Origin of the sequence: Acinetobacter sp. TUM15071 (genome assembly GCF_008980925.1) — a bacterium.
GTDB lineage: Bacteria > Pseudomonadota > Gammaproteobacteria > Pseudomonadales > Moraxellaceae > Acinetobacter > Acinetobacter dispersus.
This window is the reverse complement of record NZ_BKGB01000002.1, coordinates 185,357-209,964: the sequence shown is the minus strand read 5'-3', so window position 1 is coordinate 209,964 and position 24,608 is coordinate 185,357. Positions and strand designations below refer to the sequence as shown.

The following is a 24,608-nucleotide window of genomic DNA, read 5'->3' as shown; positions in this document are numbered from 1 at the left end:
TTGTAATTTAAAAATGAGAGTAACCTTTTATACACAATAACATAAAAGGTTACGTAAACATGACAATCTCTAAATCTTTGATTGTTTCTTGTTTATCCGTTCTATCATTGAGTCTTTTCACACAACATACTCAAGCAGCATCTTCCGCATTTGACCCAAATGGTCAATGGCTGTTTGGTGATTGGAACGGTCAACGCACTGCGTTGCAAGAACAGGGTTACAAATTTTCTGCTGATTACACAGGTGAATTTGCAGGGGTTTTAGATTCTAAACAATATTCAAGTCATGGCAGTGAATTCACTGGACAATTGGCGTTGGGTACAAACTTCGACCTAAATAAAATTTTAGGTTGGCAAGATACTGAGGCTCAGATCACGGTTACATACCGTGATGGCCAGTCTTTGTCACAAACTGCAGATGGCTTACAAGGTCACCAAAGTTCTGTACAAGAAGTTTGGGGGCGTGGTCAAACGTGGCGCTTAACCGATCTCTGGATCAAAAAGAAATTTTTAGATCAAGCTTTAGATATTAAAGTGGGTCGTTTCGGTGAAGGTGAAGATTTCAACAGTTTTAACTGTGATTTCCAGAACTTATCACTATGTGGTTCTCAAGTGGGCAACTGGGTTGGTGACCAATGGTACAACTGGCCTGTGAGCCAATGGGCATTGCGTGTCAAATATAACCTACAGCCAGATCTTTATGCACAAATCGGAGCATATGAATATAACCCTGAGAATTTGCAGCGTGGCAAAGGTTTTAACCTAAGTACCGATGGCTCTCGTGGTGCGATTATTCCAGCAGAAGTGGTCTGGAATCCTAAACTGGGTGCACTTGCTCTGCCAGGTGAATATCGTTTTGGTTATTACTACAGTACCGCGGATGCTGCAGAAATCGAGAATCCTGCCAAGACTGGACATAAACAAGGCGGCTGGTTTACTGCGAAACAACAGTTAACTCGTCATGATGGTCAGTCAGATCGCGGTTTGACTGGTTTTGTCAATGTCACAGTGCATGATTCTAAAACCAATGCCATCAAAGACATGCAAAATGTTGGATTGGTCTATAAAGGTTTGTTGGATCAACGTCCTCAAGATGAGATTGCCTTAGGTGTTGCCCGCATTCACGCCAATGACAAAAACAATAGTCTATTGGATGAAGAATATAACACTGAGCTGTATTACGGCATTCATGCCACCAACTGGCTCACCATCCGTCCAAATATTCAATATGTCCACCATGTTGGTGCATTGAAGGACGGGGATAAGACTTGGGTTGGCGGTATTAAGTTCCAAACCATTTTCTAATTTTGATACTCGAGCAATTTTGCAGATGCAGTTCATACGATGGGCGATATCTGCAAAGTTCTTGTTGTGATTTGAACTCGACCATAAAAAGAGACTTTATTTGCTTTTTATGGATCTAAAATATAAAAGATGCAAGGTGATCATATGAATCAATCTGCTTCAAAATCTGGGCTTAGAACCTTGACGGTGGTGATTATCGCCCTCATTGCATTGTTCTTGCTCGTTGGCGGTATCTGGCTCGCAGCAATTGGCGGGTCTTTTTATTATGTAATTGCAGGCGTGCTGTTGCTGATTGTAGCAGTACAACTCTATAAACGTGCCTCAGGTCCATTATGGGTTTATGCGGCATTGATGTTAGGTAGTGTGGTTTGGGGTGTATGGGAAGTTGGGACCGACTTCTGGGCACTGGCACCACGCCTTGATATCATTGGCATCTTAGGTTTGTGGTTACTCATTCCAGCGGTGACACGTGGGATTGATAACCTCACTTCAAGTAAAGTGGCATTGTCATCGACTTTAGCCATTGCAATTGTGGTGATGGTGTACTCGATCTTTAATGATCCACAAGAAATTAATGGTGTGATTCAAACGCCACAGCCAGCACAAGCGAAAGCAGTAGATGGCATTGCCCCTGAAGATTGGCCTGCATATGGTCGTAGTCAGGGGGGGGAACGTTATTCTCCATTGACACAGATCAACGATAAAAACGTCAAAGATCTTAAAGTGGCTTGGACATTACGTACTGGTGATTTCCGAACTGAAAATGATTCGGGTGAAACCACTAACCAAGTAACACCAATCAAGATCGGCAATAACATGTTTATGTGTACACCACATCAACATTTAATTTCGATTGACCCTGCGACAGGTAAGGAAAAATGGCGTTTTGATCCTAAGCTCAAAACCGATAAAACCTTCCAGCATTTAACTTGTCGTGGTGTGATGTACTACGATGCTGCCAATACTACTGAATTTGCAACCAGCTTACAGGCGAAAAAGTCGACCTCAACCGAGTGTCCGCGTAAAGTCTTTGTTCCTGTGAATGATGGTCGTTTAGTTGCAGTTAATGCAGATACTGGTAAAGCATGTTCTGACTTTGGTCAAAATGGCGAAGTGAATTTACAAGAATTCATGCCATATGCTTATCCAGGTGGTTATAACCCAACATCTCCGGGTGTGGTTTCTGGTACTACTGTGGTGATTGCAGGTTCAGTGACCGATAACCATTCGAATAAAGAGCCATCAGGTGTAATTCGTGGTTATGACGTGAACACAGGTAAATTATTGTGGGTATTTGATACAGGCGCAGCTGATCCAAATACAATGCCTGGTCAAGACACTCAATTTGTTCATAATTCACCAAACGCATGGGCGCCACTTGCCTATGACTCAAAACTAGATATCGTCTATGTCCCAACAGGTGTGGGTACACCAGATATCTGGGGTGGAGATCGTACTGAGTTGAAAGAGCGTTATGCCAACTCAATGCTGGCGATCAATGCTACGACAGGTAAACTGGTCTGGCACTTCCAAACCACACATCATGATTTGTGGGATATGGACGTACCATCTCAACCGTCATTGGCCGATATTCAAGATAAATCAGGTCAAACAGTTCCAGCGATTTATGTATTGACTAAAACAGGCAATGCCTTTGTTTTAGACCGTCGTAATGGTCAGCCGATTGTACCAATTACCGAGAAGCCTGTTCCGCAAACTGTGAAATGGGGACCACAAACCAAAGGTGAGTTCTACTCAAAAACTCAACCATTCTCTGACTTTGATTTAGCACCGAAAGATAAATTGACGGATAAAGACATGTGGGGTGCCACCATGTTTGATCAGTTGATGTGTCGTGTGAAATTTAAACGTCTGAATTACGATGGTATTTATACACCACCTTCTGAAAATGGAACCTTGGTATTCCCAGGAAACTTAGGTGTATTTGAGTGGGGTGGGATGTCAGTGAATGCTGATCGTCAGGTCGCAGTCATGAACCCGATTGGCTTGCCATTCGTGAGTCGTTTAATTCCAGCCGATCCAAACCGCCAACCTGTGGCGCGTGGTGCTGGTACTGAGCAGGGCATGCAACCAATGTATGGTACGCCATACGGTGTTGATATCAGTCCGTTCCTATCTCCATTGGGTTTACCATGTAAACAACCAGGCTGGGGCTTTGTCGCTGGTGTGGACTTAAAAACACATGAAGTGGTATGGAAAAAACGTATTGGTACCATTCGTGACAGCTTGCCAACCTTGTTCCAGTTACCACCAGTGAAAATTGGTGTACCAGGTTTAGGCGGTTCGATTTCGACTGCGGGTAATGTGATGTTTGTCGGTGCAACCCAAGATAACTACATTCGTGCCTTTAATGTTTCAAATGGTGATAAGTTGTGGGAAGCACGTTTACCTGCGGGTGGACAAGCAACACCAATGACGTATGAAGCCAATGGCAAACAATATGTGGTGATTATGGCCGGTGGACATGGTTCATTCGGCACTAAAATGGGGGATTATTTGGTCGCTTATGCATTGCCAGATAAGAACTAATTTCATTTAGAAATTGATTGTCAAAGCTCAGATTCGTCTGGGCTTTTTCTTTTTGTGGCAATTAGATAGGCTTATCAATAAAACCGTTATTAAATATGCAAAAAAAGCATTTTGTTGATGAATAAAAGCTCGCTATGCTAGTCGCCTTTATAATGAATGACTAGCCATACGCCATGTATTTATATACGGATTTCGATCAACAACTGATTAACCAACGTGTTGCTCAGTTTCGCGATCAAACAGAACGCTATTTAGCTGGAAAATTAACAGAAGACGAATATCGTCCATTACGTTTGCAAAATGGTCTGTACGTGCAACGTTATGCACCTATGCTCCGTATCGCTGTGCCGTATGGCTTGATGAATACTAAACAACTCAGAAAAATTGCTGAAATTGCGACAGAGTACGATCGTGGTTATGCCCACGTTTCAACTCGTCAAAATATTCAGTTGAACTGGCCTGCATTGGAAAATGTACCTGACATTTTAGCTGAGCTAGCAACGGTACAAATGCATGCCGTACAAACCTCGGGTAACTGTATCCGTAATACCACCACTGACCAGTTTGCTGGTGTGGTTGCAGGTGAGATTGCTGACCCACGTCCGACCTGTGAGCTGATTCGCCAGTGGAGTACGTTTCACCCTGAATTTGCTTTCTTGCCACGTAAGTTCAAAATTGCAGTATCTGCTTTAGAAGAAAAAGACCGTGCTGCAACAGCATTCCACGACATCGGTGTTTATCTGGTTCGTAATGATGCAGGTGAGATGGGCTATAAAATCATGGTCGGTGGTGGTCTGGGCCGTACCCCGATTATTGGTAGCGTGATCCGTGAATTTTTACCACGCGAAGATTTAATTGCTTATTTAGAAGCGACCTTACGTGTCTATAACTTACATGGCCGTCGTGATAATAAATACAAAGCGCGTATCAAAATTTTGGTGAAAGCTTTGACACCAGAAGTGTTTGCACAAAAAGTGGAAGCTGAATTTGAGCACACGCGTGAAGCATTGAAGATTCAACCTGAAATCTTGAAAAAATTGGATGAAGAATTTACACCATTTGATTATCAAGATTTAGAAGATCAAGACTTCACAGACTTATTCGCTGCACATCCGAAATTCAAACAGTGGTTTAACGTTAATACCAATGCACATAAAGTGAAAGGTTATCGCATCGTTACGATTTCTTTAAAGCGTGCGGGTATTGCACCTGGTGATGTCACCAGTGAAGAAATGAACTTAATTGCTGACTTAGCCGATAAATATACTTTCGGTGAGTTCCGTACCACGCACGAACAGAACATTTCATTGGTTGATGTGCCGCAGAAAGATCTATTTGAATTGTGGCAAACGCTTGAACACAGCGACATGGCACGTGCACATATCGGCTTTATTACCGATATTATCTGCTGCCCGGGTGGTGATTTCTGTTCATTGGCAAATGCGAAATCGATTCCAATTTCAGAAGCGATCAGCCGTCGTTTTGATGACCTAGACACCATTTACAACCTTGGTGAACTCGATTTGAATATTTCGGGTTGTATGAATGCGTGTGGTCACCACCATGTCGGTAATATCGGTATTTTAGGTGTCGATAAGAAAGGCGCGGAATTCTATCAAATCACTTTAGGTGGTCATGCAGATCATGATGCATCACTCGGTGATATCTTAGGACCTTCTTTTGCAGCTGAAGTCGTGCCAGATGTGATTGATGAGATTTTGAATACTTACCTTGACTTACGTACTGAAGGTGAGCGTTTTATCGATACATATCGCCGTGTTGGTATTCAACCATTTAAGGAGCGTGCTTATGCTTAATACAACGCTACAAGTGCTCTTTAAAGATGGCACAATTGCAGACAATACTTATCAAGTCATTGCAGACGATGGTGTACTTCCACAAGGTGACGTGGTTGTAACAACTGCGCAGTTGGATCAATTGGCAAATGTACAAGGCAAAAAGGCGCTTTACATTACTGTGAATGATTCACCTGAAACACATCAATTTCCATTGAATGAGCTAGATGCCATTTTTATTGAATTTGCTGGTTTTAATGATGGTCGTGGCTATTCATTCGCTGCGTTATTACGTCGTCAAGGTTATCAAGGTGAGTTACGCGCAGTCGGTGATATCTTTAAGGATGTTTTAAATTATTTAAAACGTTCTGGCTTTGATACTTTTGTTGTGAAAGAAGGTAAAGATATTCATGAAGCTGCTGCTGGGCTTCAAGATTTTACCAATCCGTATCAAGCTTCAACTGCTGTGCCTCAGGCGAGCTATCAGACTGGTGCATAAGTCGCTAGAGATCAAAAAAGCTGAACTACGGTTCAGCTTTTTTATGGGGTATGGTTTTAGTAAATCAATTGAAGAATAAAATGTTGAACTTTATTTCAAAAATAAATCCTGGGGTGGTGTGGTTACTTTTTGCGATTGCCGCTGATGTGCTATCTACATTTTATTCTGCAAAGGGCAATGGTTTAGTGAATAAATTCGATCAAGGCATTGCATTGATTTTGTACTTAATCTCTTTTGCGTGTGCTGCGATTGCTTTGAAATATATGCAGGCTGGGATTTTATACGTGCTGTGGTCGGGGCTTGGTGTTATTGCAACTGCTGCTTTGGCTAAGGTCTTTTTAGGGCAGCATATTGATTTAGCGGGTTGGGTTGGCATCGGCTTTATTACGATTGGACTTATGATTATTGCGCAGTATTCCAATATTGATGTGTAGTCTTCATAGAAATAACGATGTATTTCTATGAAGCCATGTTTCATGGATTTAACTCACTCATCTAACTGGCAATTGATCATCCATTTGATCCCAAACTGATCGGTAAAAGCACCATAGAGTGCACCCCAGAAGGTCTTGTCTAAAGGCATTTCAATTTGACCATTTGCAGACAAGGCATCGAATAATCGTTGTGCCTCGTCTTGTTCATCCGGATCAAGATTAATTGAAATATAGTGGTTATTGCCTTGAGTGAAGACACTATTTTGAGCGCAGAATTGATCATTAACATCTGAAGCCATCAATACGGTAAATTCATTGATCGGTAAGGAAACATGTAAAACCAAGTTTTTATCCGCTTCTGAAAGGCTGACGCCTTCAGTGGGTGGCATATCGCCATAACGGCTGAGCATGGCAAATTCACCACCAAACACAGATTTATAAAAGTTGAATGCTTGTTCTGTTTGTCCTTTAAAATTTAGATAATGATTAAGTTGCATGATGTACTCCTTGTTGTTTTTTTATACACAGCATAACTTATCGATATTTTGACTATAGGTGCATTATTTTTTGTAATCCTAAAAATAAAAAATCCTGCATCAAGCAGGATTCTTTTGAACAGATTGAAAAATATTTAGATCAATTCAATCGCAACAGCTGTCGCTTCACCACCACCGATACACAAGGCTGCAACACCTTTCTTACCGCCAGTACGCTTAAGCGCGTGAATCAATGTCAGGATGATACGTGAACCAGTAGAACCAACAGGGTGACCTAATGCACAAGCACCACCATTAATATTAACTTTTTCAGCATCTAATTTGAAATCATCGATTGGGCACATGGTAACCATTGCAAATGCTTCATTGATTTCCCATAAATCAACGTCTTGTGCATCCCAGCCTGCTTTTTTCAATACTTTTTCAATTGCACCGACAGGGGCAATCGTAAATTCAGATGGGTGTTGAGAGTTTGACGCAGTTGCAAGAATCTTTGCCAAAGGTTGTAAACCACGTTGTGCAGCAACATCACTTGACGTTAATACCAGTGCGGAAGCACCATCAGAAATTGAACTCGCATTGGCAGCAGTAATGGTACCGTCTTTTGCAAAAGCGGGTTTTAATGATGGGATTTTATCGATCTTTGCACTTAATGGTTGTTCATCTTGATCAACAACCACATCACCTTTGCGAGTAGAAACTGTTACGGGAACAATCTCATCTTTAAAGTAACCTTCAGTAATCGCTTTCTGTGCACGTTTTAATGAACGAATAGCAAAGTCATCCATTTGTTCGCGTGTATAGCTGCGCTTATTTGCCATATCTTGAGCAAATGAACCCATTAAACGACCTGTTTCAGCATCTTCCAAGCCATCTAGGAACATGTGGTCTTTAATCTCGCCATGACCCATGCGATAGCCAGCACGTGCTTTCGGTAATACATATGGCGCATTGGTCATCGATTCCATACCACCAGCGACGACGATTTCTGCGCTACCTGCTTTAATCATGTCTGCTGCTTGCATCACCGCTTTCATGCCAGAACCACAAAGCTTGTTAATGGTCACTGCACCAGTAGAGTCTGGTAAACCTGCTTTTCGCATAGCTTGACGCGCTGGACCTTGTTTTAAGCCAGCGGGTAAAACACAACCCATGATTACTTCTTCTACGTCAGTCGGTTGTAGACCAGAACGCGCAATTGCTTCTTTAATGGTAACAGCACCTAATTCTGGCGCAGTTACACCAGATAATGCACCTTGGAAGCCGCCCATCGCTGTACGCGCGCCATTAACAATTACGATATCAGTCATGATGTGTCTCCACACTTATAATTTATAAAAATGTTCCAAACTTAAGCAGTATAGTAAAAAAAGGATTGGAATAAAGCGTTTTAACTATTTTAGGCTAGACTGAAGAGTTTTTAGCAAGTGGATAGTTTTTCAAAACGTATATTGCCCATCCGGCTTAAAACAATTTTAGTATGGTGCTGTGGTGACTCTGAACAGTAGACAAAACTGCCATTGGAAGCGAAAGGAAGTCCATTTTCTGCTTGAAAAATAAGATAGTTGGAGGATTGACCGAATGACTTAAAGCCGAGGTAACCGTATTTGTGATTGAGAGGCGAACTAAAGAGTAAGGTTTCCCCTTGATCGCGGCGCTGATTTCTATTGCTATCAATAAATCCGATAAAGCCTTTATTCCAATCTTTATGGCAATTCTCAAGATCTGAACTTGGGCACAGCATCACATTTTTATGATAAAGTTGCGCATCAGTCTTTGCTTTTTGTATATGAATTGTGAGGATTCTTTTAAGCTGGTTCACTTCACTTGAGATCATCAAGTCACGGAAATAAGGGATTGCAAGTGTACTTAAAATTGCCAGAATTCCAATGGTGATGATTAACTCAATCAAGGTAAAGCCAGAAGGTTTAAACATATTTTACCTGTTTATTTTTATTAACTTTTTTATTAACAGTGTGTTAGATTGAATTTTCTTCGCTGATCAGCATGACTAAAAAAAAAGTTAAGATATTCTAAAAAACATAAGCTCTAGAACATTAATCTATTAAGATATCTAATGGGAATTGAAAATTTACTGAACTACAACGGAAATTGTAAGAAATTTTGTCAATAATTTACGAGGTTAAAGTTATCAAGCACTTGGAAAATTCGTCAAGTGTTTGTATGATTCAAAGTGAAGTGAATGGCTTAAAATAATGCTGTAGAACATTCTTGTTCTAGGGGCGAAAAATCATAGGCTTAGCTTACACAACAAACAATTGTTATCTCTGGAGGATATCCATGAAATTGAGTCGTATTGCACTTGCTATGCTTGTTGCTGCTCCTTTAGCTGCTGCGAATGCTGGCGTAACAGTAACTCCGTTAATGCTTGGTTACACATTCCAAGACACTAAACATAATAATGGCGATAAGCATTTAACAAATGGTCCTGAGCTTCAGGATGATTTATTTGTTGGTGCTGCATTAGGTATCGAATTAACTCCATGGTTAGGTTTCGAAGCTGAATATAACCAAGTTAAAGGTGATGTTGATGCAGCAGCTGCAAACGCTGAATACAAGCAACAACAAATCAACGGTAACTTCTATGTTACTTCTGATTTGATCACTAAAAACTATGACAGCAAAATCAAGCCATATGTATTGTTAGGTGCTGGTCACTACAAATATACGTTTGATGATGTAAACCGTGGTACTCGTGGTAATAAAGAAGAAGGTACTTTAGGTAATGCTGGTTTTGGTGCTTTCTGGCGCTTAAACGATGCTTTATCTCTTCGTACTGAAGCTCGTGGTACATATAACATCGATGAAGACTTCTGGAACTATACAGCACTTGCTGGCTTAAACGTAGTTCTTGGTGGTCACTTGAAACCAGCTGCAGCAGTAGTAGAAGTTGCTCCAGTTGAACCAACTCCAGTTGCTCCACAGCCACAAGAGTTGACTGAAGACCTTAACATGGAACTTCGCGTATTCTTCGATACGAACAAGTCTGACATCAAGCCACAGTACAAATCTGAAATTGCTAAAGTTGCAGAGAAGTTAGCTGAATACCCGAATGCGACTGCTCGTATTGAAGGTCACACAGATAACACTGGTCCACGTAAGTTAAACGAACGTTTATCTTTAGCGCGTGCTAACTCTGTTAAATCTGCACTTGTAAATGAATACAACGTGAATGCAACTCGTTTGACAACTCAAGGTTTCGCTTGGGATCAACCGATTGCTGACAACAAAACTAAAGAAGGTCGTGCTATGAACCGTCGCGTATTCGCTGCGATTTCTGGTAGCCGTACTGTTCTTGTACAACCAGGTCAACAAGCTCAATAATTTGAGTTTTTGAACTGAATAAAAAAGCGACTCGTCAGAGTCGCTTTTTTATCGACATAGGTTTTTGTAGCATTGATGTAAAACTAAAACATAACAGCTAAAAACTGGCATAATCTTGCCTTAACTTTAGATCGCTTGTGAGAATTCTTTAGTTTTATTGAAAAGATTTTGATAGCTTGTTAAAATTTTGATTAAAAAGTGATAAGCTCTCACGGCCTGTTAGATGCTGTAAAATTAGAGTTTCTAGTTTTTTGGGCGGGAAATTAAGTCATTTTCAGTAGCTGCTGATTAAATGTTGCCAAATACTTGGAAAATTGATCTGGTATTTGTATGATTTCACATAAGGTGAATGACTGAAAAAGATACAATAAGACTATTTCTCAGTATTCAAAAGCTATTAGAATTTTAGAGAACAAACAATTTTTTGTTTTTGGAGGATATCCATGAAATTGAGTCGTATTGCACTTGCTATGCTTGTTGCTGCTCCTTTAGCTGCTGCGAACGCAGGCGTAACAGTAACTCCGTTAATGCTTGGTTATACAATGTTCGATACTGAACATAACAACCGTGGCGATAAAGGTCAGTTAACTCCAGGTGCAGAACTTGAAGATGATTTATTCGTTGGTGCTGCGCTTGGTGTTGAAATTACACCTTGGTTAGGTGCTGAAGTTGAATATAGTCAAATTAAAGGTGATACAAGTACAAATAACGACTATAAAGGTCGTAATATTGCTGCTAATGCTTATGTAACATCTGATTTGATTACTAAAAACTACGATAGCAAAATCAAGCCATACGTATTAGCTGGTGCTGGTCACTACAAATACGAAGGTGATGATATTTATGGTGGTAAGCAAGAAGGTACATTAGCGAATGCTGGTGGTGGTGTATTCTGGCGCTTAAACGATGCTTTATCTCTTCGTACTGAAGCTCGTGGTACTTACCATTTTGATGAGAAGTTCTGGAACTATACAGCTCTTGCTGGCTTAAACGTAGTTCTTGGTGGTCACTTGAAACCTGCTGCGCCAGTCGTAGAAGTTGCTCCAGTTGAACCAACTCCAGTTGCTCCACAACCACAAGAGTTGACTGAAGACCTTAACATGGAACTTCGCGTATTCTTCGATACGAACAAGTCTGACATCAAGCCACAATACAAAACTGAAATTGCTAAAGTTGCAGAGAAGTTAGCTGAATACCCGAATGCGACTGCTCGTATTGAAGGTCACACAGATAACACTGGTCCACGTAAGTTAAACGAACGTTTATCTTTAGCGCGTGCTAACTCTGTTAAATCTTCACTTGTAAATGAATACAACGTTGATGCATCTCGTTTGTCTACTCAAGGTTTCGCTTGGGATCAACCGATTGCTGACAACAAAACTAAAGAAGGTCGTGCTATGAACCGTCGCGTATTCGCTGCGATCACTGGTAGCCGTACTGTTCTTGTACAACCAGGTCAACAAGCTCAATAATTTGAGTTTTTGAACCGAATAAAAAAAGCGACTCGTTAGAGTCGCTTTTTTTATTCGCAGAATTCAGATGGTTAGACATTTTGATTACTCCTGAATGGTGAGGTGTTTGCTTAAGTGGTATTGCTTATAAGCTACCAAACTTCCTTTTTAAGCTGCTGTTTCGTGTTTTGTCTTTCACGACGATGTTGTGCTCGAGGTTTTTCGGTTTCATGCACTCCACCTTTGTGTAAAAGAGGAGAAAGCGCTACGGGATTACGCGCTTTAATTTTTGGCATTTCTTTGAATTTCATTTGATTATCCTTTGATACATAAAATCTGTTTAAGCGTATGTACGATTTCAATCAAGTCAGATTGGTTTGCCATAACTTGATCAATATCTTTATAGGCAGCTGGGATCTCATCGATTACCGCACTGTCTTTTCTGCATTCGATACCTTGAGTTTGTTGAATCAAATCCTCCTGACTAAATAGTAGTTTGGCTTTACTGCGGCTCATTTTTCGTCCTGCACCATGTGAACATGAGCAGAATGAATCAGGTTCAGCTTTGCCTTTAACAATATAGGAGCGTGCACCCATTGAACCAGGGATTATTCCTAACTCATCGAGTCCCGCTCGAATTGCACCTTTACGAGTGATGAGTAAATCTTCACCGAAGTGTTGTTCTCGACTGACATAATTGTGATGACAGTTAATTGCTTCTTTGGTCATCTGGAAGGGCGGGAGCAGTGGACGAATCGCTTCTAAAATCAGACGCATCATTTCACGTCTATTTTCAAACGCATATTCCTGTGCCCACTCAACCGCTTCCACATAATCGTTAAAGCTATTTGAACCTTCCGCAAAATAGCTCAAATCTTTATCTGGTACATGTCCAAATCGATGTTGAGCTTCTTTCTTGGCGAGTTCGATGAAATAGGTACCAATGACATTGCCTAAGCCGCGACTGCCTGAATGTAGCATCACCCAGACATCCTGATTTTCATCGAGGCAGAGTTCGATAAAGTGATTACCACCACCTAAAGTTCCTAGTTGTTTTTGCCAAGTTGCATCAAACTTTCTTAACATTCGAACCAAGCCAGGATGTTTTTTAATGATGGGTTGTAAGCGTTTTTCAAGTGGAATGATACTTGAAGCTTTTGCTTTCACCTGTTTGTGTAATTCAAAGCCTACAGGGACTTTGCGTTCGATTGCATGACGTAGTGATGCAAGGTTGTCTGGAAGCTGTGAAGCTTTTAGATTGAGCCGTATAGCATTCATACCACAACCAATATCAACACCTACAGCGGCAGGAATGATTGCGTGTTTGGTCGGAATTACACTGCCTACGGTAGCGCCTTTACCCACATGTACATCAGGCATCACGGCAATATGTGAATAAACAAATTGCAGTTTTGCCATTTTTTTCAGTTGTTCAATACTTTCGCTATCAATATCGTTCGTGAAGATTTTCACTGGAACGCCATATTGTGCATCTGCATTGAGTATTTTTTGTATGCCCATTTTCTTGTCTCGGGTAGGAGGAGCTGTTGGCATTTCACAGATGTTTGCGTCAACAGACCCTCTTTATTTTTCGTCCGAATAGGCATAAAAAAACCTAGCGAATGCTAGGTTGAATAGAGCATTCGGACAAGTGATCAATCGATTTGTACACTTGTCCGTGAGTCGACAGTGCCAAACCTTATTGTGTGGTTCCTTGTGGTAATGGCATGTTGTCGTCCTCCTATCATATGGTGCCGTTGAAAATATGAGCGAGATTTTACTCATATTTTCAATTGGGTCAAGTAAAAAAGCGGTTTTTTATTCGCCTTCTTTCACATTCATGTCTTTATATGCAATCAGTTTGGTCTTGTGTTTCCACTTATAACCCAGCCAAATCGCCAAGAATAATGGAATACTAATATAGGTTGAAATTAAACCTAACCAGTCAATTTTTCCGCCAAGTAAAGCTTGGTAGTTTTGACCTAAGATGATGATTGAACAAAGAATAAATGCAAACCAAGGTGCAAATGGGAAGAATTTGGCACGGTAAGCCAGATCTTCAACTTTATAACCCTGAGCAATATAACCTTTACGGAAACGGTAGTGTGAAATCGCAATACCTAGCCAAACAATGAAACCACACATTCCAGACATGTTGAGTAACCAGTTAAAGACTTGTTTCTCGCCAATAAAGGTGGTCAGGAAGCACAGTGCAGCAACCGCAGTGGTCGCATAGAGTGCATTCATTGGTACGCCACGGCCATCCAGTCTTGAGAACCACTTAGGTGCACGACCTTGTTTTGCCATATCAAATAGCATACGGGTAGAAGAATACATGCCCGAGTTACCAGCCGATAAGATCGCACTCAGAATAACCGCATTCATCAAACTTGCTGCAAAGGCAAAGCCTGCTTTTTCATACAATAAAGTGAATGGTGAGAGGGCAATATCTTCACTTTGTGCTGCTTTTAATAGTAGTGGATCATCATAGCTGACTAACGTACCGATGATGAAAATACAAAGGATATAGAACAGTAAAATACGCCAGAAGATTTGTTTAATTGCCAATGGAATAGTCTTTTTAGGATCTTTCGATTCACCTGCGGCAACTCCAACCATTTCAGTTCCCTGAAAGGAGAATCCAGCGATCATGGCCACACCGATTAAGGCTTGCAAACCACCGACAAAAGGTGCTTCTTTATAAGTCCAGTGCTGAAATACCGATACATTGGGTGTCATCATGATTTTAAAAATCATCCAGATACCAATGATGATAAACACGATAATCGCAATCACTTTGATCAAAGAGAATAAAAATTCACTTTCACCAAAACCTTTTACTGTTAAGGCGTTAATTCCAAAAATGATGGCAAGGAAAATGGCGCTCCAGTAGAAGCCTGGAATATCAGGGAACCAAAACTTCATAATGAACTGAACTGCAACCAGTTCAAAGGCAACTGTAATCGCCCAGTTATACCAATAGTTCCAACCTAAGGCGAAACCAAAGCCATCTTCGACATAGCGGCTACCATAGGTAAAGAATGCACCAGACGTTGGATTGTGCGTGGCTAACTCACCCAAGCTGGTCATCAAGAAATAAATCATGATACCGATGAGGGCATAGGCCAATAACGCACCACCAGGGCCTGCTGTGGCAATGGTTGAACCTGAAGCAAGGAATAAGCCTGTGCCGATCGATCCACCAATGGCAATCATGTTCAGGTGTCGAGCCCCGAGCTTCCGCTGAAGGTGTTGAGGAGCAGATGTATCGCTCATAAAAATTCCTTAAACTGTATAAGGGTCTGTTGACACTTTATATCTGGGTTGCGTTATAGGCTGAAATTTCATCAATCAAGGCATGAAACGAAAGTAATAGCGACTCTATTGCTAAGTTTCATAACGAAGAGTGAGGGAATTTCAACCATAACCCTTCGGGGCAGGAATATTTTTTGCCGCTATAGCGTTATGGCTGACTCATTTAGAATCACTAAATTTCATCAACCAAGCCTTATACCGCCTAAAAAATATTCTCTGCCGCAACCATAGATAAAGTATCAGCTGACCCTGTTTGCACAGGCATATAACACCTTGAATCCTTGTTGATCGGCTTTCACCAGACATTCACCAAAGCTTTGTTCAATCAGAGGAGGGTAGTTTAGAAAACGATTTGCTACAATCCATAATTCACCTGAATTTTTCAGGTGTCTTTTCGCACGTTGGCAAAGTTCCTCACTTGCATCGTAATTGGTATGAATTCCCTGATGAAAAGGCGGATTGCTGACGATCGCATCTAAATCATTCGGTGCATCTACAAAACCAGTGACAGCTTGGAGATTTAACTGAGTTAAATTCAGACCATTTCGTTGAAAGGTCAGCTCAGTAGACCGTAATGCAAATGCATCAACATCAAGTGCAAAAATTTGCCGATTCGAATCTAGTTTGGCCAAATAGGCACTAATAATTCCAGCGCCACAACCAAAGTCGGCAATCTTACCTGATTTTACTTGACTAAGGTAAGGGACTAATACGGCTGTTCCGACATCTAAATGATCTTGACTAAATACACCAGGCAAGGCACAGATATTTAACTGTTCTTGATCTATTTGAACTGTATAAGTTTTTAACCAGTGTTCAAGTGGTTTTAACTGCTCTGTTCTTTCGATCTTCATTTGCCAAAGTTGGCAGTGACGTGCACTGTCAAGTTTCAGTGTTTTGCCATATTGCAATAATTGTTTTGCTGCTCGCTCAACGCCGCCTTTTTTTTCACCAACCAGAAAAATATTTTGATCAAGTTTTAAATGGCTAACCACAACGTGCAGAATATAATTCAGGAGTTCTTTTGACTTGGGAACAAAAATAACAACCTGATCAAACGTTGCTTGTGGGAATTCCACGGAAAAATGAGAGCGAATTCCAGAGCTGATAAAACCTTGATGATCAGCATAATTCCAAGTCCATACTGAGGCTTGGACTTTATTGGGTAAATTTTTGGCGAGTTGATCATTTGGGGCATTAATCAGTAAAACTTGCCCGCTTAAATAATCTTGCTGTCTGATGACAACTTCACTACGTGGATCCATTTTGATCTCTCATCAAAAACAAAGCCCAGTCGTGAAACTGGGCACTTGTGATGGTTGGACGATTATTTATGTGTTTCAGGTAAAACAATATTCAAAATCAAGGCTGCAATACCGCCTGTTGCGACGCCTGAACTAAAAATATTCTTAAATAATTCAGGAAGGTGCTCAAGGATTTGAGGGACTTGTGCAACACCTAAACCCAAAGCGAGCGAAATCGCAATAATTAACAAAGCACGACGGTCAAGGTGAATACTGGAAAGAATATTGATCCCAGAAGCAGCAACTGCCCCAAACATCACCATGACAGCACCACCTAATACCGCTTGAGGCACGGCTTGAATCACAGCCGCAACTGCAGGGAATAAGCCTAAAATCACCAAGAGTACGGCAATCCAGATACCGACATAGCGACTTGCGACACCAGTCAATTGAATCACGCCATTATTTTGGGCAAATACCGAGCTTGGGAAGGTGTTAAAGATACCTGCTAAGAAAGAGTTAGCACCATTGACCAGTACGCCACCTTTAATGCGTTGCATCCAAACAGGACCATCCACAGGCTGATTTGAAATTTTACTGGTTGCCGTAACATCACCAATTGCTTCAAGTGAAGTAACGAGATAGATAAATGCCATTGGAATGAATAAGCTCCACGAGAAGCTGAGTCCAAAATGCATCGGTGTTGGAATTTGAATTAAAGGTGCATCATTGAGTACTGAAAAGTTTAAATGGCCCATGAATCCAGCAAGAATATAGCCAATCACGAGTGCAATTAAGATTGCTGAACTTTTCACCCAAATAATTTTGATACGATTCAATAGAATAATAATGCCAAGTACGGTACATGACATAATCAGGTTATCTGCATTGGCAAAGGTATTGTCCTGCATTGCAGTATAACCACCGCCCATGCTAATCAGGCCTTCTTTAATCAAAGTAAGACCAATCAACAGCACCACGATACCTGTGACTAAGGGAGTAATCAGCTTTTTTACCCATGGTAAAATTCGAGAAACGCCCATTTCAATAAATGAACCTGCAATCACAACACCAAAAATGGCTGCCATGACTTGTTCAACGGGCGTACCCGTAGCAACCATTGCACTACCAATACCAATAATTGGACCGATAAAATTAAAACTTGTGCCCTGAACAATTAAAAGTCCTGCACCAAAGGGACCAACTTTCTTACATTGTAAAAAGGTCGCAATTCCCGAGATGATCAACGACATCGATAAGATCATATTGGTGTCTTCGCGCGACACGCCCAATGCCAAACAAATGAGTAAACCAGGGGTGACAATCGGGACTAAAATCGCTAAAAGATGTTGTAGTGCGGCTAAAAATGCAACAAAAGGTTTCGGGCGATCATTGAGTCCGTAGACCAGATCAAGTTGTTGCTGAGGCTGTGAATTCGACATGGGAGTATAAAAAGCGAGAGGCATTAGTGGAATATTCTAATAGAGTTAGCTCGCTTTACCAACGATTCTATAACACTTCGTCAGAAAAAAAGTGCTCTGTCAATAAACTGTCACTACTAAAGTTTAGGATTCTTCTGTATAATTTGCCCTCAAATTTAAAGCGTATCGAATTTTACATGTCAGATATTAAAACTCTCCGTAACATTGCCATTATTGCGCACGTCGATCATGGTAAGACGACTCTTGTAGACAAACTTTTACAACAATCAGGTGCTCTTGGTGATCGCGCAGGCGAGATTGAACGTGTTATGGATTCTAACGCGCTTGAGTCTGAACGTGGTATTACCATTCTTGCAAAAAACACTGCAATCAAATGGTTAGATGCCCGTACAAACACTGAATATCGCATCAACATTGTGGATACCCCGGGACACGCCGACTTCGGTGGTGAAGTTGAACGTGTAATGTCGATGGTTGACTGCGTATTGCTTCTTGTAGACTCACAAGAAGGTCCAATGCCACAAACTCGTTTCGTAACGCAAAAAGCGTTCGCGCGTGGTTTGAAGCCAATCGTTATTATCAACAAAGTCGACAAGCCAAGCGCGCGTCCAGATTGGGTTATCGATCAAGTATTTGATTTGTTTGATAACCTTGGTGGTACTGACGAACAGTTAGACTTCCCAATCGTTTATGCTTCAGGCTTACGCGGTGTTGCTGGTCCTTCACCAGAAGAATTAGCGGAAGACATGACCCCGTTATTCCAAACGATCGTAGATATCGTTGAACCACCAGCAGTTGATGTTGATGGTCCATTCCAAATGCAGATTTCATCACTTGACTATAACAGTTTCGTAGGTGTAATCGGTGTTGGTCGTATCCAACGTGGTTCAGTAAAATTAAACACTCAAGTTACTGTAATTGATAAAGAAGGTAAGACTCGTAACGGTCGTATCTTAAAAATCATGGGTTACCATGGTTTAGAGCGTGTTGATGTTGAAACAGCATCTGCAGGCGATATCGTGTGTATTACAGGTATTGATGCATTAAATATTTCTGACACGATTTGTGATCCGAAAAATGTTGAAGCTTTACCGCCATTGTCTGTAGATGAGCCTACAGTTTCGATGACATTCCAAGTCAACAACTCTCCTTTTGCTGGTAAAGAAGGGAAATTTGTAACTTCACGTAACATTCGTGAGCGTCTTGATCGCGAATTGATTCATAACGTAGCATTACGTGTTGAAGATACTGACAGTCCAGACCGTTTCAAAGTTTCTGGTCGTGGTGAGCTTCACCTTTCAGTTCTTATTGAAAACATGCGTCGTGAAGGCTTCGAAATGGGCGTATCACGTCCACAAGTGATCATGAAAGAAATCGATGGCGAAAAACAAGAGCCATACGAAAATGTAACTTTTGACGTTGAAGAACAACACCAAGGTTCTGTAATGGAACAAATGGGCTTCCGTAAAGGTGAGATGACCAATATGGAAGTTGACGGTAAAGGCCGTATCCGTATTGAAGCAACTGTACCTTCACGTGGTTTGATTGGTTTCCGTTCTGAATTCTTAACCATGACTTCTGGTACAGGGATCATGACATCAAGCTTCTCGCATTACGGTCCAGCAAAAGCAGGTACTGTTGCGAAGCGTCAAAACGGTGTATTGATCTCTATGGTTCAAGGTACTTGTTTGGGCTATGCACTCTTCACACTTCAAGACCGTGGTCGTTTATTCGCTAAACCACAGTTAGAAGTATATGAAGGTATGATCATCGGTATTAACTCTCGTTCTGATGACATGGTTGTTAACCCAACTAAAGCGAAGCAGTTAACTAACGTTCGTGCATCAGGTACTGATGAAGCTTTGACTTTAACACCTGCAATGGAATATACGCTTGAACAAGCGCTTGAATTCATTGAAGATGATGAATTAGTTGAAGTTACACCAAAATCGATTCGTATTCGTAAGCGTTACTTGACTGAAAACGAACGTAAGCGTAACCGCGATAAATAATTTTTCTTCACTGAAAAATGAAAAAAACCGCTAAATTTATTTAGCGGTTTTTTATTGCATAAACTTAATGGTCGAGAGATGCTTAAGCACATATTTTTATTAAAATAAAAAGTGTTGTTAAAGTGTGAAATAACTTTCTTTTTTTGATAAAAATATTAAATTATCAACATTATGTGGATAACTGCCCCTGTGTAATAAACAATGCAAAAACAGGCTGCGATCAAGTTCAACTCTGGAGAGTTATAGATGAGTATTATTAAAGAATTTAAAGAATTTGCCATCAAAGGCAATATGATGGATTTAGCGATTGGTGTCATCATTGGTGGTGCGTTCGGTAAAATCATTGATTCACTAGTGAAAGATATCGTGATGCCTGTGATCTCTTGGATCTTGGGTGGTGATGTAGATTACACCAACTGGTTCCTTATCCTCGGCGATAACCCGAACAATGTGACGACCTTGAAGGCGGCACAGGATGCAGGGCTGAATGTATTTGCTTATGGTAGCTTCTTAACGATCCTGATTAACTTCTTGTTATTAGCATGGGTTGTATTCTTGTTGGTTAAAGTGATGAACCGTATCCGTAAACAAGAAGAGGCTGCACCTGAGCCTGAAGCAACACCAGAAGATGTTCAATTGTTACGTGAAATTCGTGATGAATTAAAAAAACAAGGTTAAAGCAATCTTGAGTGAAAACGGCATTTTTAATGCCGTTTTTTATTGTCTATAAAACATGATGTTGTTAAAGAATTCATCATTTTTGACATGGAAACTTGCATGATTTCATTTTAAGATGCTGTGCATATTGCTTGGGGAAACAATCATGAATCGGTTATTTGTATATGGCACACTTTGCCCAAATAGAGAAAATTCACATATTTTGGGAGAGATTGGTGGAGAGTGGCAGCAAGCCTTTGTACATGGAACTGTGCATATTCTTGATTGGGGGCCAGATCAAGGTTTACCTGCAATCGTGTTGAATGAGGCAGATCCTTTGGTTGAAGGATATTTATTTAGCACAGAAAAATTAGAACAAAACTGGCAGATGCTCGATGATTTTGAAGGTATGCAATATCAAAGAGCAGTCGTAGAAGTTAAATTGGCTACAGGTGAGACAATCCAAGCATGGACTTATGTGATGAAAGCACGTGATTCAAATCATTAAGCTCAATCGGGCTATCTCAGGCTATCCATACGGAATTTAACTTCGACCAAATGGAAACCAAACTGGCTTTTAATCGGACCGTGTAGAATACGTTCGGCAGCGGTGAAGACCAGTTTATCAATTACTGAAACTAGCTGTCCCTTTTTTACTTCGCCAAGTTCACCGCCACGTTTTGCAGAGTTACAGGTCGAATATTGTTTGGCAACTTTAGCAAAATCAGCACCTGACTGAATGCGCTTTTTTAGCTGCTCAGCTAAATCTTTATCTTTGACTAGAATGTGTCGAACAATCGCTGTTTGCATGATTTGTCCTCCTTAATTACATCTTAATTCGCTTACGCTTTCTTTAACTTCAGTGGTTGGCATTGTGGGCAGAATACGCTGGCACGTTGTCCTAGCTTCAAGTTTTCCAAGGTGGTTTCACAATTCACGCACATCTCACCCGCACGACCATATGCTAAAAGGGTTTGTTGGAAGTAACCATTTTCGCCCATGGCATTGCTATAGTCACGTAAAGTTGAACCCCCTAAATCAATCGCTTGTTTTAAGATACGTTTAACTTCAATAACCAACTTCTCCACTTGTACTTTGCTGAGTGATGAAGCAGGCTGTGCTGGATGAACTCCGATATTGAATAAACTTTCAGTCGCATAAATATTGCCGACACCAACCACCACATGATTATCCATCAAAGCAATTTTAATGCCGACATTTTTTTTACTGAGTTTTTCGCGTAAATAAGCTGCGTTAAAGTCTTCACTCAGTGGTTCAGGACCGAGTGTATCAATCAATTTGGTTTGATTGGCTTGGTCTAACCATAGGATGCAGCCGAAGCGTCGTGGGTCGTGGTAACGAAGTTGCTGATCTTCAAAGTCAATGATGAGGTGATCATGTTTTCTCAATTCATCACTGGGTTGACAAAGACGAAAGCTACCAGACATTCCCAAATGCCAAAGCATTTGATCTTGTTCAAATTCTGCCAAGATATATTTAGAACGACGTTTAAGCTGGGTTAAGCGTTGCCCAACTAATTTATCAAGATCATTGGGAATCGGCCAACGTAAGCTTGCATTCAAGACTTTTACCGCTTGCACACGTTGCTCTAACAAGGGGAGTAGGCTGGTTTTTGTGGTTTCAACTTCAGGAAGTTCGGGCATAATGAGCTCAAGTTGTTTCAACAACAATACAATGAGGGTAAATGTTTCACTTACAATTATGACGGTATTTAATTTTATTTGCTAATGCAGATCAGTAACGTGATTGATGGTTTTAGCTAAAGTTAAATGTGTAAGATAAATATAAAATAATCAGACTCTTACTTTTAAAAAGCCTTTCTTTGAAATTTTGAGAAATAAGGAATCTTCATGCCGTTACCGAAAATTAACCTTTTATACGGTTGTGTTGCAATGTGTATGGGGTTAAGCAACTCCCTTGTTTGGGCTGCTGCACCGAATGCAGAACCTGCAGTACAGCTTCCAACGATTAAAGTTGAAGCAACACGTACCGATACCACTTATATGGAAACCCCTGCGTCGATCTTTAGAGTAGATATGCCTCAGAATGATCAATCTGCGCAGGTGAACTTAACCGAAGTGGTCAAAGGTATTCCAAGTGTGCAATTACGCAATCGTGAAAATTACGCTCAAGATTTGCAGCTCTCGATGCGAGGTTTTGGTGCGCGCTCTACCTTTGGTGTGCGTGGAATCCGCTTATATACCGATGGTATTCCAGCAACGATGCCAGATGGTCAGGGGCAGACTTCAAATATAGACTTAAGTAGTCTCAGCCATCTTGAGGTGTTAACAGGCCCATTCTCATCACTATATGGCAACTCATCAGGTGGGGCGATCTTGGCGACGACCAAAGAAGGTCAGGGGAAAGATTCGATTGAGATGAGTTATGCGGGTGGCAGTCATAACAAGAATCGTGCAGGTCTGGTACTACAGGGCGGTGCAAAAAATCAAAATGAACCGAGCTATATCATCAGTTCTTCGTATTTTGATACCGATGGCTATCGAGACCACAGTAGTGCAGAAAAAGTCTTAAATAATGCGAAATTGACGTGGAACTTGGATGATGGTAGTAAAATTAATTGGATCACCAACTATGTCAAGATTCATGCTGATGATCCTCAAGGCCTAAATCGAACCCAATGGCAGCAAAATCCGCGTCAGGTGAATGATGCGAATAATGAATATAACGTTCGTAAAGACATTGAGCAAACGCAAACGGGTATGACTTGGTCTAAACCGATTAATGATCAACATGAGTTGTATGCCATGGCATATTTTGGCAATCGTCAGGTGACTCAATATCAATCGATACCAAGATGTAGTTTTAAAAAAGACACTCGAGAATGTATCCCTAACACTACACAACTAAATAAGAATCACGCTGGTGGTGTGATTGATTTTGAACGCAATTATTATGGTGCTGATTTCCGTTGGACAGGTAAAGAACTGTTGCCGAATACCACTTTTAGTGCAGGGCTTGCTGTTGATAGCATGGATGAAGACCGCAAAGGGTATGAGAACTTTCATCTTGTTAATGGGTCGCCGTCTTATGGGGTGAAAGGCACATTGCGTCGCGATGAAGACAATACCTTGTGGAATGTTGATCCCTATTTACAAGCCTCTTGGCAGTTTTTACCGACTTGGCGTTTAGATACTGGTGTGCGTTATAGCAATGTGCATTATAAATCTAAGGATCGTTATTTAAGCAATGGCAATGATAGTGATAAAACGGATTATAACAAGGTGTTACCATCGGCTGCCTTAAGCTGGCAAATTGCACCTGAGTTGTTGGCTTATGCCAGCTATGCTAAAGGTTTTGAAACCCCAACCTTCACAGAAATGGCTTATCAAGCTGATCCTAAAAAGTCTGGGTTTAACTTCGATCTCAAACCATCTACAAGTGATAACTATGAAGTGGGGTTGAAATCGCAAAACCCGTTTGGTGATTTTACTTTGGCTGTTTTCCAGAGCAAGACTCAGGATGATATTGTTTCCGCAGGTACTTCTGATGGTCGTTCAACGTTTAGAAATGCTGATAAAACAATACGCCAAGGTGCTGAATTCGCATGGAATAAAAAGCTCTGGAAAGACTTGGAAATGAATGCCAGTTATGGTTATTTGGATGCTAAATTTGATGCTGCTATTCCAGCCATCGGAGCTGTAAAGGCTGTTGAAAAGGGCAATGCAATCCCAGGTGTGGCTAAAAACCAAGCCTTTATGGGTTTAGCTTGGAAACCAGAGCAAGGCTTCTATGCAGGTATTGATGCTCAGTATCTAGACAAGGTCTATGTTGATGATATCAATAGTGATGCAGCACCAAGTTATACCGTTGCTTCGGTATATACTGGATATGCATGGAAATACGCAGATTGGGGGATTAATGGCTTTGCACGTGTCGATAACCTGTTTGATAAAAACTATGCAGGTTCAGTCATCGTGAATGATAGCAATAGTCGCGTCTTCGAGCCTGCAGATGGACGTAACTGGAGTGCTGGAATTAAAGTTAGCAAGCAATTCTAAATGAAGGACAAGCAGCACCTAA

Annotated in this window: 21 protein-coding genes; 11 read left to right on the top strand and 10 right to left on the bottom strand. The window is 40.9% G+C overall.

What is annotated here, in order from left to right; all coding sequences use genetic code 11:
* Window positions 1-80 precede the first annotated feature (80 nt).
* From GBI66_RS03020 to GBI66_RS03000, 5 genes are all read left to right on the top strand, one after another.
* Window positions 81-1,304 (top strand): carbohydrate porin, encoded by a 1,224-nt coding sequence (locus GBI66_RS03020; RefSeq protein WP_171061108.1) that lies wholly within the window; start codon window positions 81-83, stop codon window positions 1,302-1,304.
* Window positions 1,305-1,448: 144 nt separating this feature from the next.
* Window positions 1,449-3,854, top strand: a complete 2,406-nt coding sequence (locus tag GBI66_RS03015; RefSeq protein ID WP_151715110.1) for a glucose/quinate/shikimate family membrane-bound PQQ-dependent dehydrogenase — start codon at window positions 1,449-1,451, stop codon at window positions 3,852-3,854.
* A gap of 173 nt (window positions 3,855-4,027) precedes the next feature.
* The gene (locus GBI66_RS03010) at window positions 4,028-5,671 is read left to right on the top strand and encodes a nitrite/sulfite reductase (protein WP_033133886.1); all 1,644 of its coding nucleotides are present in this window, start codon (window positions 4,028-4,030) and stop codon (window positions 5,669-5,671) included.
* The gene (locus GBI66_RS03005) at window positions 5,664-6,149 is read left to right on the top strand and encodes a DUF934 domain-containing protein (RefSeq protein ID WP_151715109.1); all 486 of its coding nucleotides are present in this window, start codon (window positions 5,664-5,666) and stop codon (window positions 6,147-6,149) included. The genes GBI66_RS03010 and GBI66_RS03005 overlap by 8 nt, the downstream gene beginning before the upstream one ends.
* A gap of 80 nt (window positions 6,150-6,229) precedes the next feature.
* Window positions 6,230-6,583: a multidrug efflux SMR transporter gene (locus tag GBI66_RS03000; RefSeq protein ID WP_151715108.1), complete on the top strand. Its 354-nt coding sequence runs from the start codon at window positions 6,230-6,232 to the stop codon at window positions 6,581-6,583.
* 53 nt (window positions 6,584-6,636) lie between these two features.
* Here the strand turns inward: GBI66_RS03000 and GBI66_RS02995 are convergent, their stop codons facing one another.
* The 3 genes from GBI66_RS02995 to GBI66_RS02985 all read right to left on the bottom strand — a co-directional run bounded on the left by GBI66_RS02995 (window position 6,637) and on the right by GBI66_RS02985 (window position 9,016).
* Complete coding sequence (locus GBI66_RS02995) at window positions 6,637-7,080, bottom strand: VOC family protein (protein ID WP_151715107.1); 444 nt, start codon at window positions 7,078-7,080, stop codon at window positions 6,637-6,639.
* A 134-nt stretch (window positions 7,081-7,214) separates the two neighbouring features.
* Window positions 7,215-8,390, bottom strand: coding sequence for a thiolase family protein (locus GBI66_RS02990; protein ID WP_151715106.1), 1,176 nt, complete (start codon window positions 8,388-8,390; stop codon window positions 7,215-7,217).
* A 110-nt stretch (window positions 8,391-8,500) separates the two neighbouring features.
* Complete coding sequence (locus GBI66_RS02985; RefSeq protein WP_151715105.1) at window positions 8,501-9,016, bottom strand: GspH/FimT family pseudopilin; 516 nt, start codon at window positions 9,014-9,016, stop codon at window positions 8,501-8,503.
* A 365-nt stretch (window positions 9,017-9,381) separates the two neighbouring features.
* On the opposite strand from GBI66_RS02985, the gene omp38 (GBI66_RS02980) reads away from it, so the two are divergent.
* Both omp38 (GBI66_RS02980) and omp38 (GBI66_RS02970) read left to right on the top strand, forming a co-directional pair.
* Entirely contained in the window at window positions 9,382-10,425 is a 1,044-nt protein-coding gene (gene omp38, locus GBI66_RS02980) for an outer membrane protein Omp38 (protein ID WP_005150024.1), read from the top strand.
* 443 nt (window positions 10,426-10,868) lie between these two features.
* On the top strand, window positions 10,869-11,897 hold the full coding sequence (gene omp38 / locus GBI66_RS02970) for an outer membrane protein Omp38 (protein ID WP_151715104.1): 1,029 nt from the start codon (window positions 10,869-10,871) through the stop codon (window positions 11,895-11,897).
* Window positions 11,898-12,028: 131 nt separating this feature from the next.
* Here omp38 (GBI66_RS02970) and GBI66_RS19410 read toward each other — a convergent pair whose 3' ends face one another.
* From GBI66_RS19410 to GBI66_RS02950, 5 genes are all read right to left on the bottom strand, one after another.
* Window positions 12,029-12,187 carry a hypothetical protein gene (locus GBI66_RS19410; RefSeq protein WP_005192918.1) on the bottom strand — a complete coding sequence of 53 codons (159 nt, stop codon included), beginning with the start codon at window positions 12,185-12,187 and terminating at the stop codon, window positions 12,029-12,031.
* A 4-nt stretch (window positions 12,188-12,191) separates the two neighbouring features.
* Window positions 12,192-13,397, bottom strand: coding sequence for an RtcB family protein (locus tag GBI66_RS02965; RefSeq protein WP_151715167.1), 1,206 nt, complete (start codon window positions 13,395-13,397; stop codon window positions 12,192-12,194).
* A 297-nt stretch (window positions 13,398-13,694) separates the two neighbouring features.
* Complete coding sequence (locus GBI66_RS02960) at window positions 13,695-15,152, bottom strand: amino acid permease (protein WP_005206090.1); 1,458 nt, start codon at window positions 15,150-15,152, stop codon at window positions 13,695-13,697.
* A 278-nt stretch (window positions 15,153-15,430) separates the two neighbouring features.
* The gene (locus GBI66_RS02955) at window positions 15,431-16,456 is read right to left on the bottom strand and encodes a class I SAM-dependent methyltransferase (protein ID WP_151715103.1); all 1,026 of its coding nucleotides are present in this window, start codon (window positions 16,454-16,456) and stop codon (window positions 15,431-15,433) included.
* A gap of 62 nt (window positions 16,457-16,518) precedes the next feature.
* Window positions 16,519-17,877 carry a uracil-xanthine permease family protein gene (locus GBI66_RS02950; RefSeq protein ID WP_151715102.1) on the bottom strand — a complete coding sequence of 453 codons (1,359 nt, stop codon included), beginning with the start codon at window positions 17,875-17,877 and terminating at the stop codon, window positions 16,519-16,521.
* A gap of 176 nt (window positions 17,878-18,053) precedes the next feature.
* On the opposite strand from GBI66_RS02950, the gene typA reads away from it, so the two are divergent.
* The 3 genes from typA to GBI66_RS02935 all read left to right on the top strand — a co-directional run bounded on the left by typA (window position 18,054) and on the right by GBI66_RS02935 (window position 21,054).
* Complete coding sequence (gene typA / locus GBI66_RS02945; protein WP_005192901.1) at window positions 18,054-19,889, top strand: translational GTPase TypA; 1,836 nt, start codon at window positions 18,054-18,056, stop codon at window positions 19,887-19,889.
* A 246-nt stretch (window positions 19,890-20,135) separates the two neighbouring features.
* Window positions 20,136-20,567 (top strand): large conductance mechanosensitive channel protein MscL, encoded by a 432-nt coding sequence (mscL, locus tag GBI66_RS02940; protein WP_004652374.1) that lies wholly within the window; start codon window positions 20,136-20,138, stop codon window positions 20,565-20,567.
* Between the two features lie 145 nt (window positions 20,568-20,712).
* On the top strand, window positions 20,713-21,054 hold the full coding sequence (locus tag GBI66_RS02935; protein WP_151715101.1) for a gamma-glutamylcyclotransferase family protein: 342 nt from the start codon (window positions 20,713-20,715) through the stop codon (window positions 21,052-21,054).
* A gap of 11 nt (window positions 21,055-21,065) precedes the next feature.
* Here the strand turns inward: GBI66_RS02935 and GBI66_RS02930 are convergent, their stop codons facing one another.
* Entirely contained in the window at window positions 21,066-21,356 is a 291-nt protein-coding gene (locus GBI66_RS02930) for a peptidylprolyl isomerase (RefSeq protein WP_005150039.1), read from the bottom strand.
* Window positions 21,357-21,388: 32 nt separating this feature from the next.
* Window positions 21,389-22,210, bottom strand: a complete 822-nt coding sequence (gene mutM / locus GBI66_RS02925) for a bifunctional DNA-formamidopyrimidine glycosylase/DNA-(apurinic or apyrimidinic site) lyase (RefSeq protein ID WP_151715100.1) — start codon at window positions 22,208-22,210, stop codon at window positions 21,389-21,391.
* 207 nt (window positions 22,211-22,417) lie between these two features.
* On the opposite strand from mutM, the gene GBI66_RS02920 reads away from it, so the two are divergent.
* Complete coding sequence (locus GBI66_RS02920; protein WP_151715099.1) at window positions 22,418-24,586, top strand: TonB-dependent receptor; 2,169 nt, start codon at window positions 22,418-22,420, stop codon at window positions 24,584-24,586.
* Window positions 24,587-24,608: the final 22 nt, after the last annotated feature.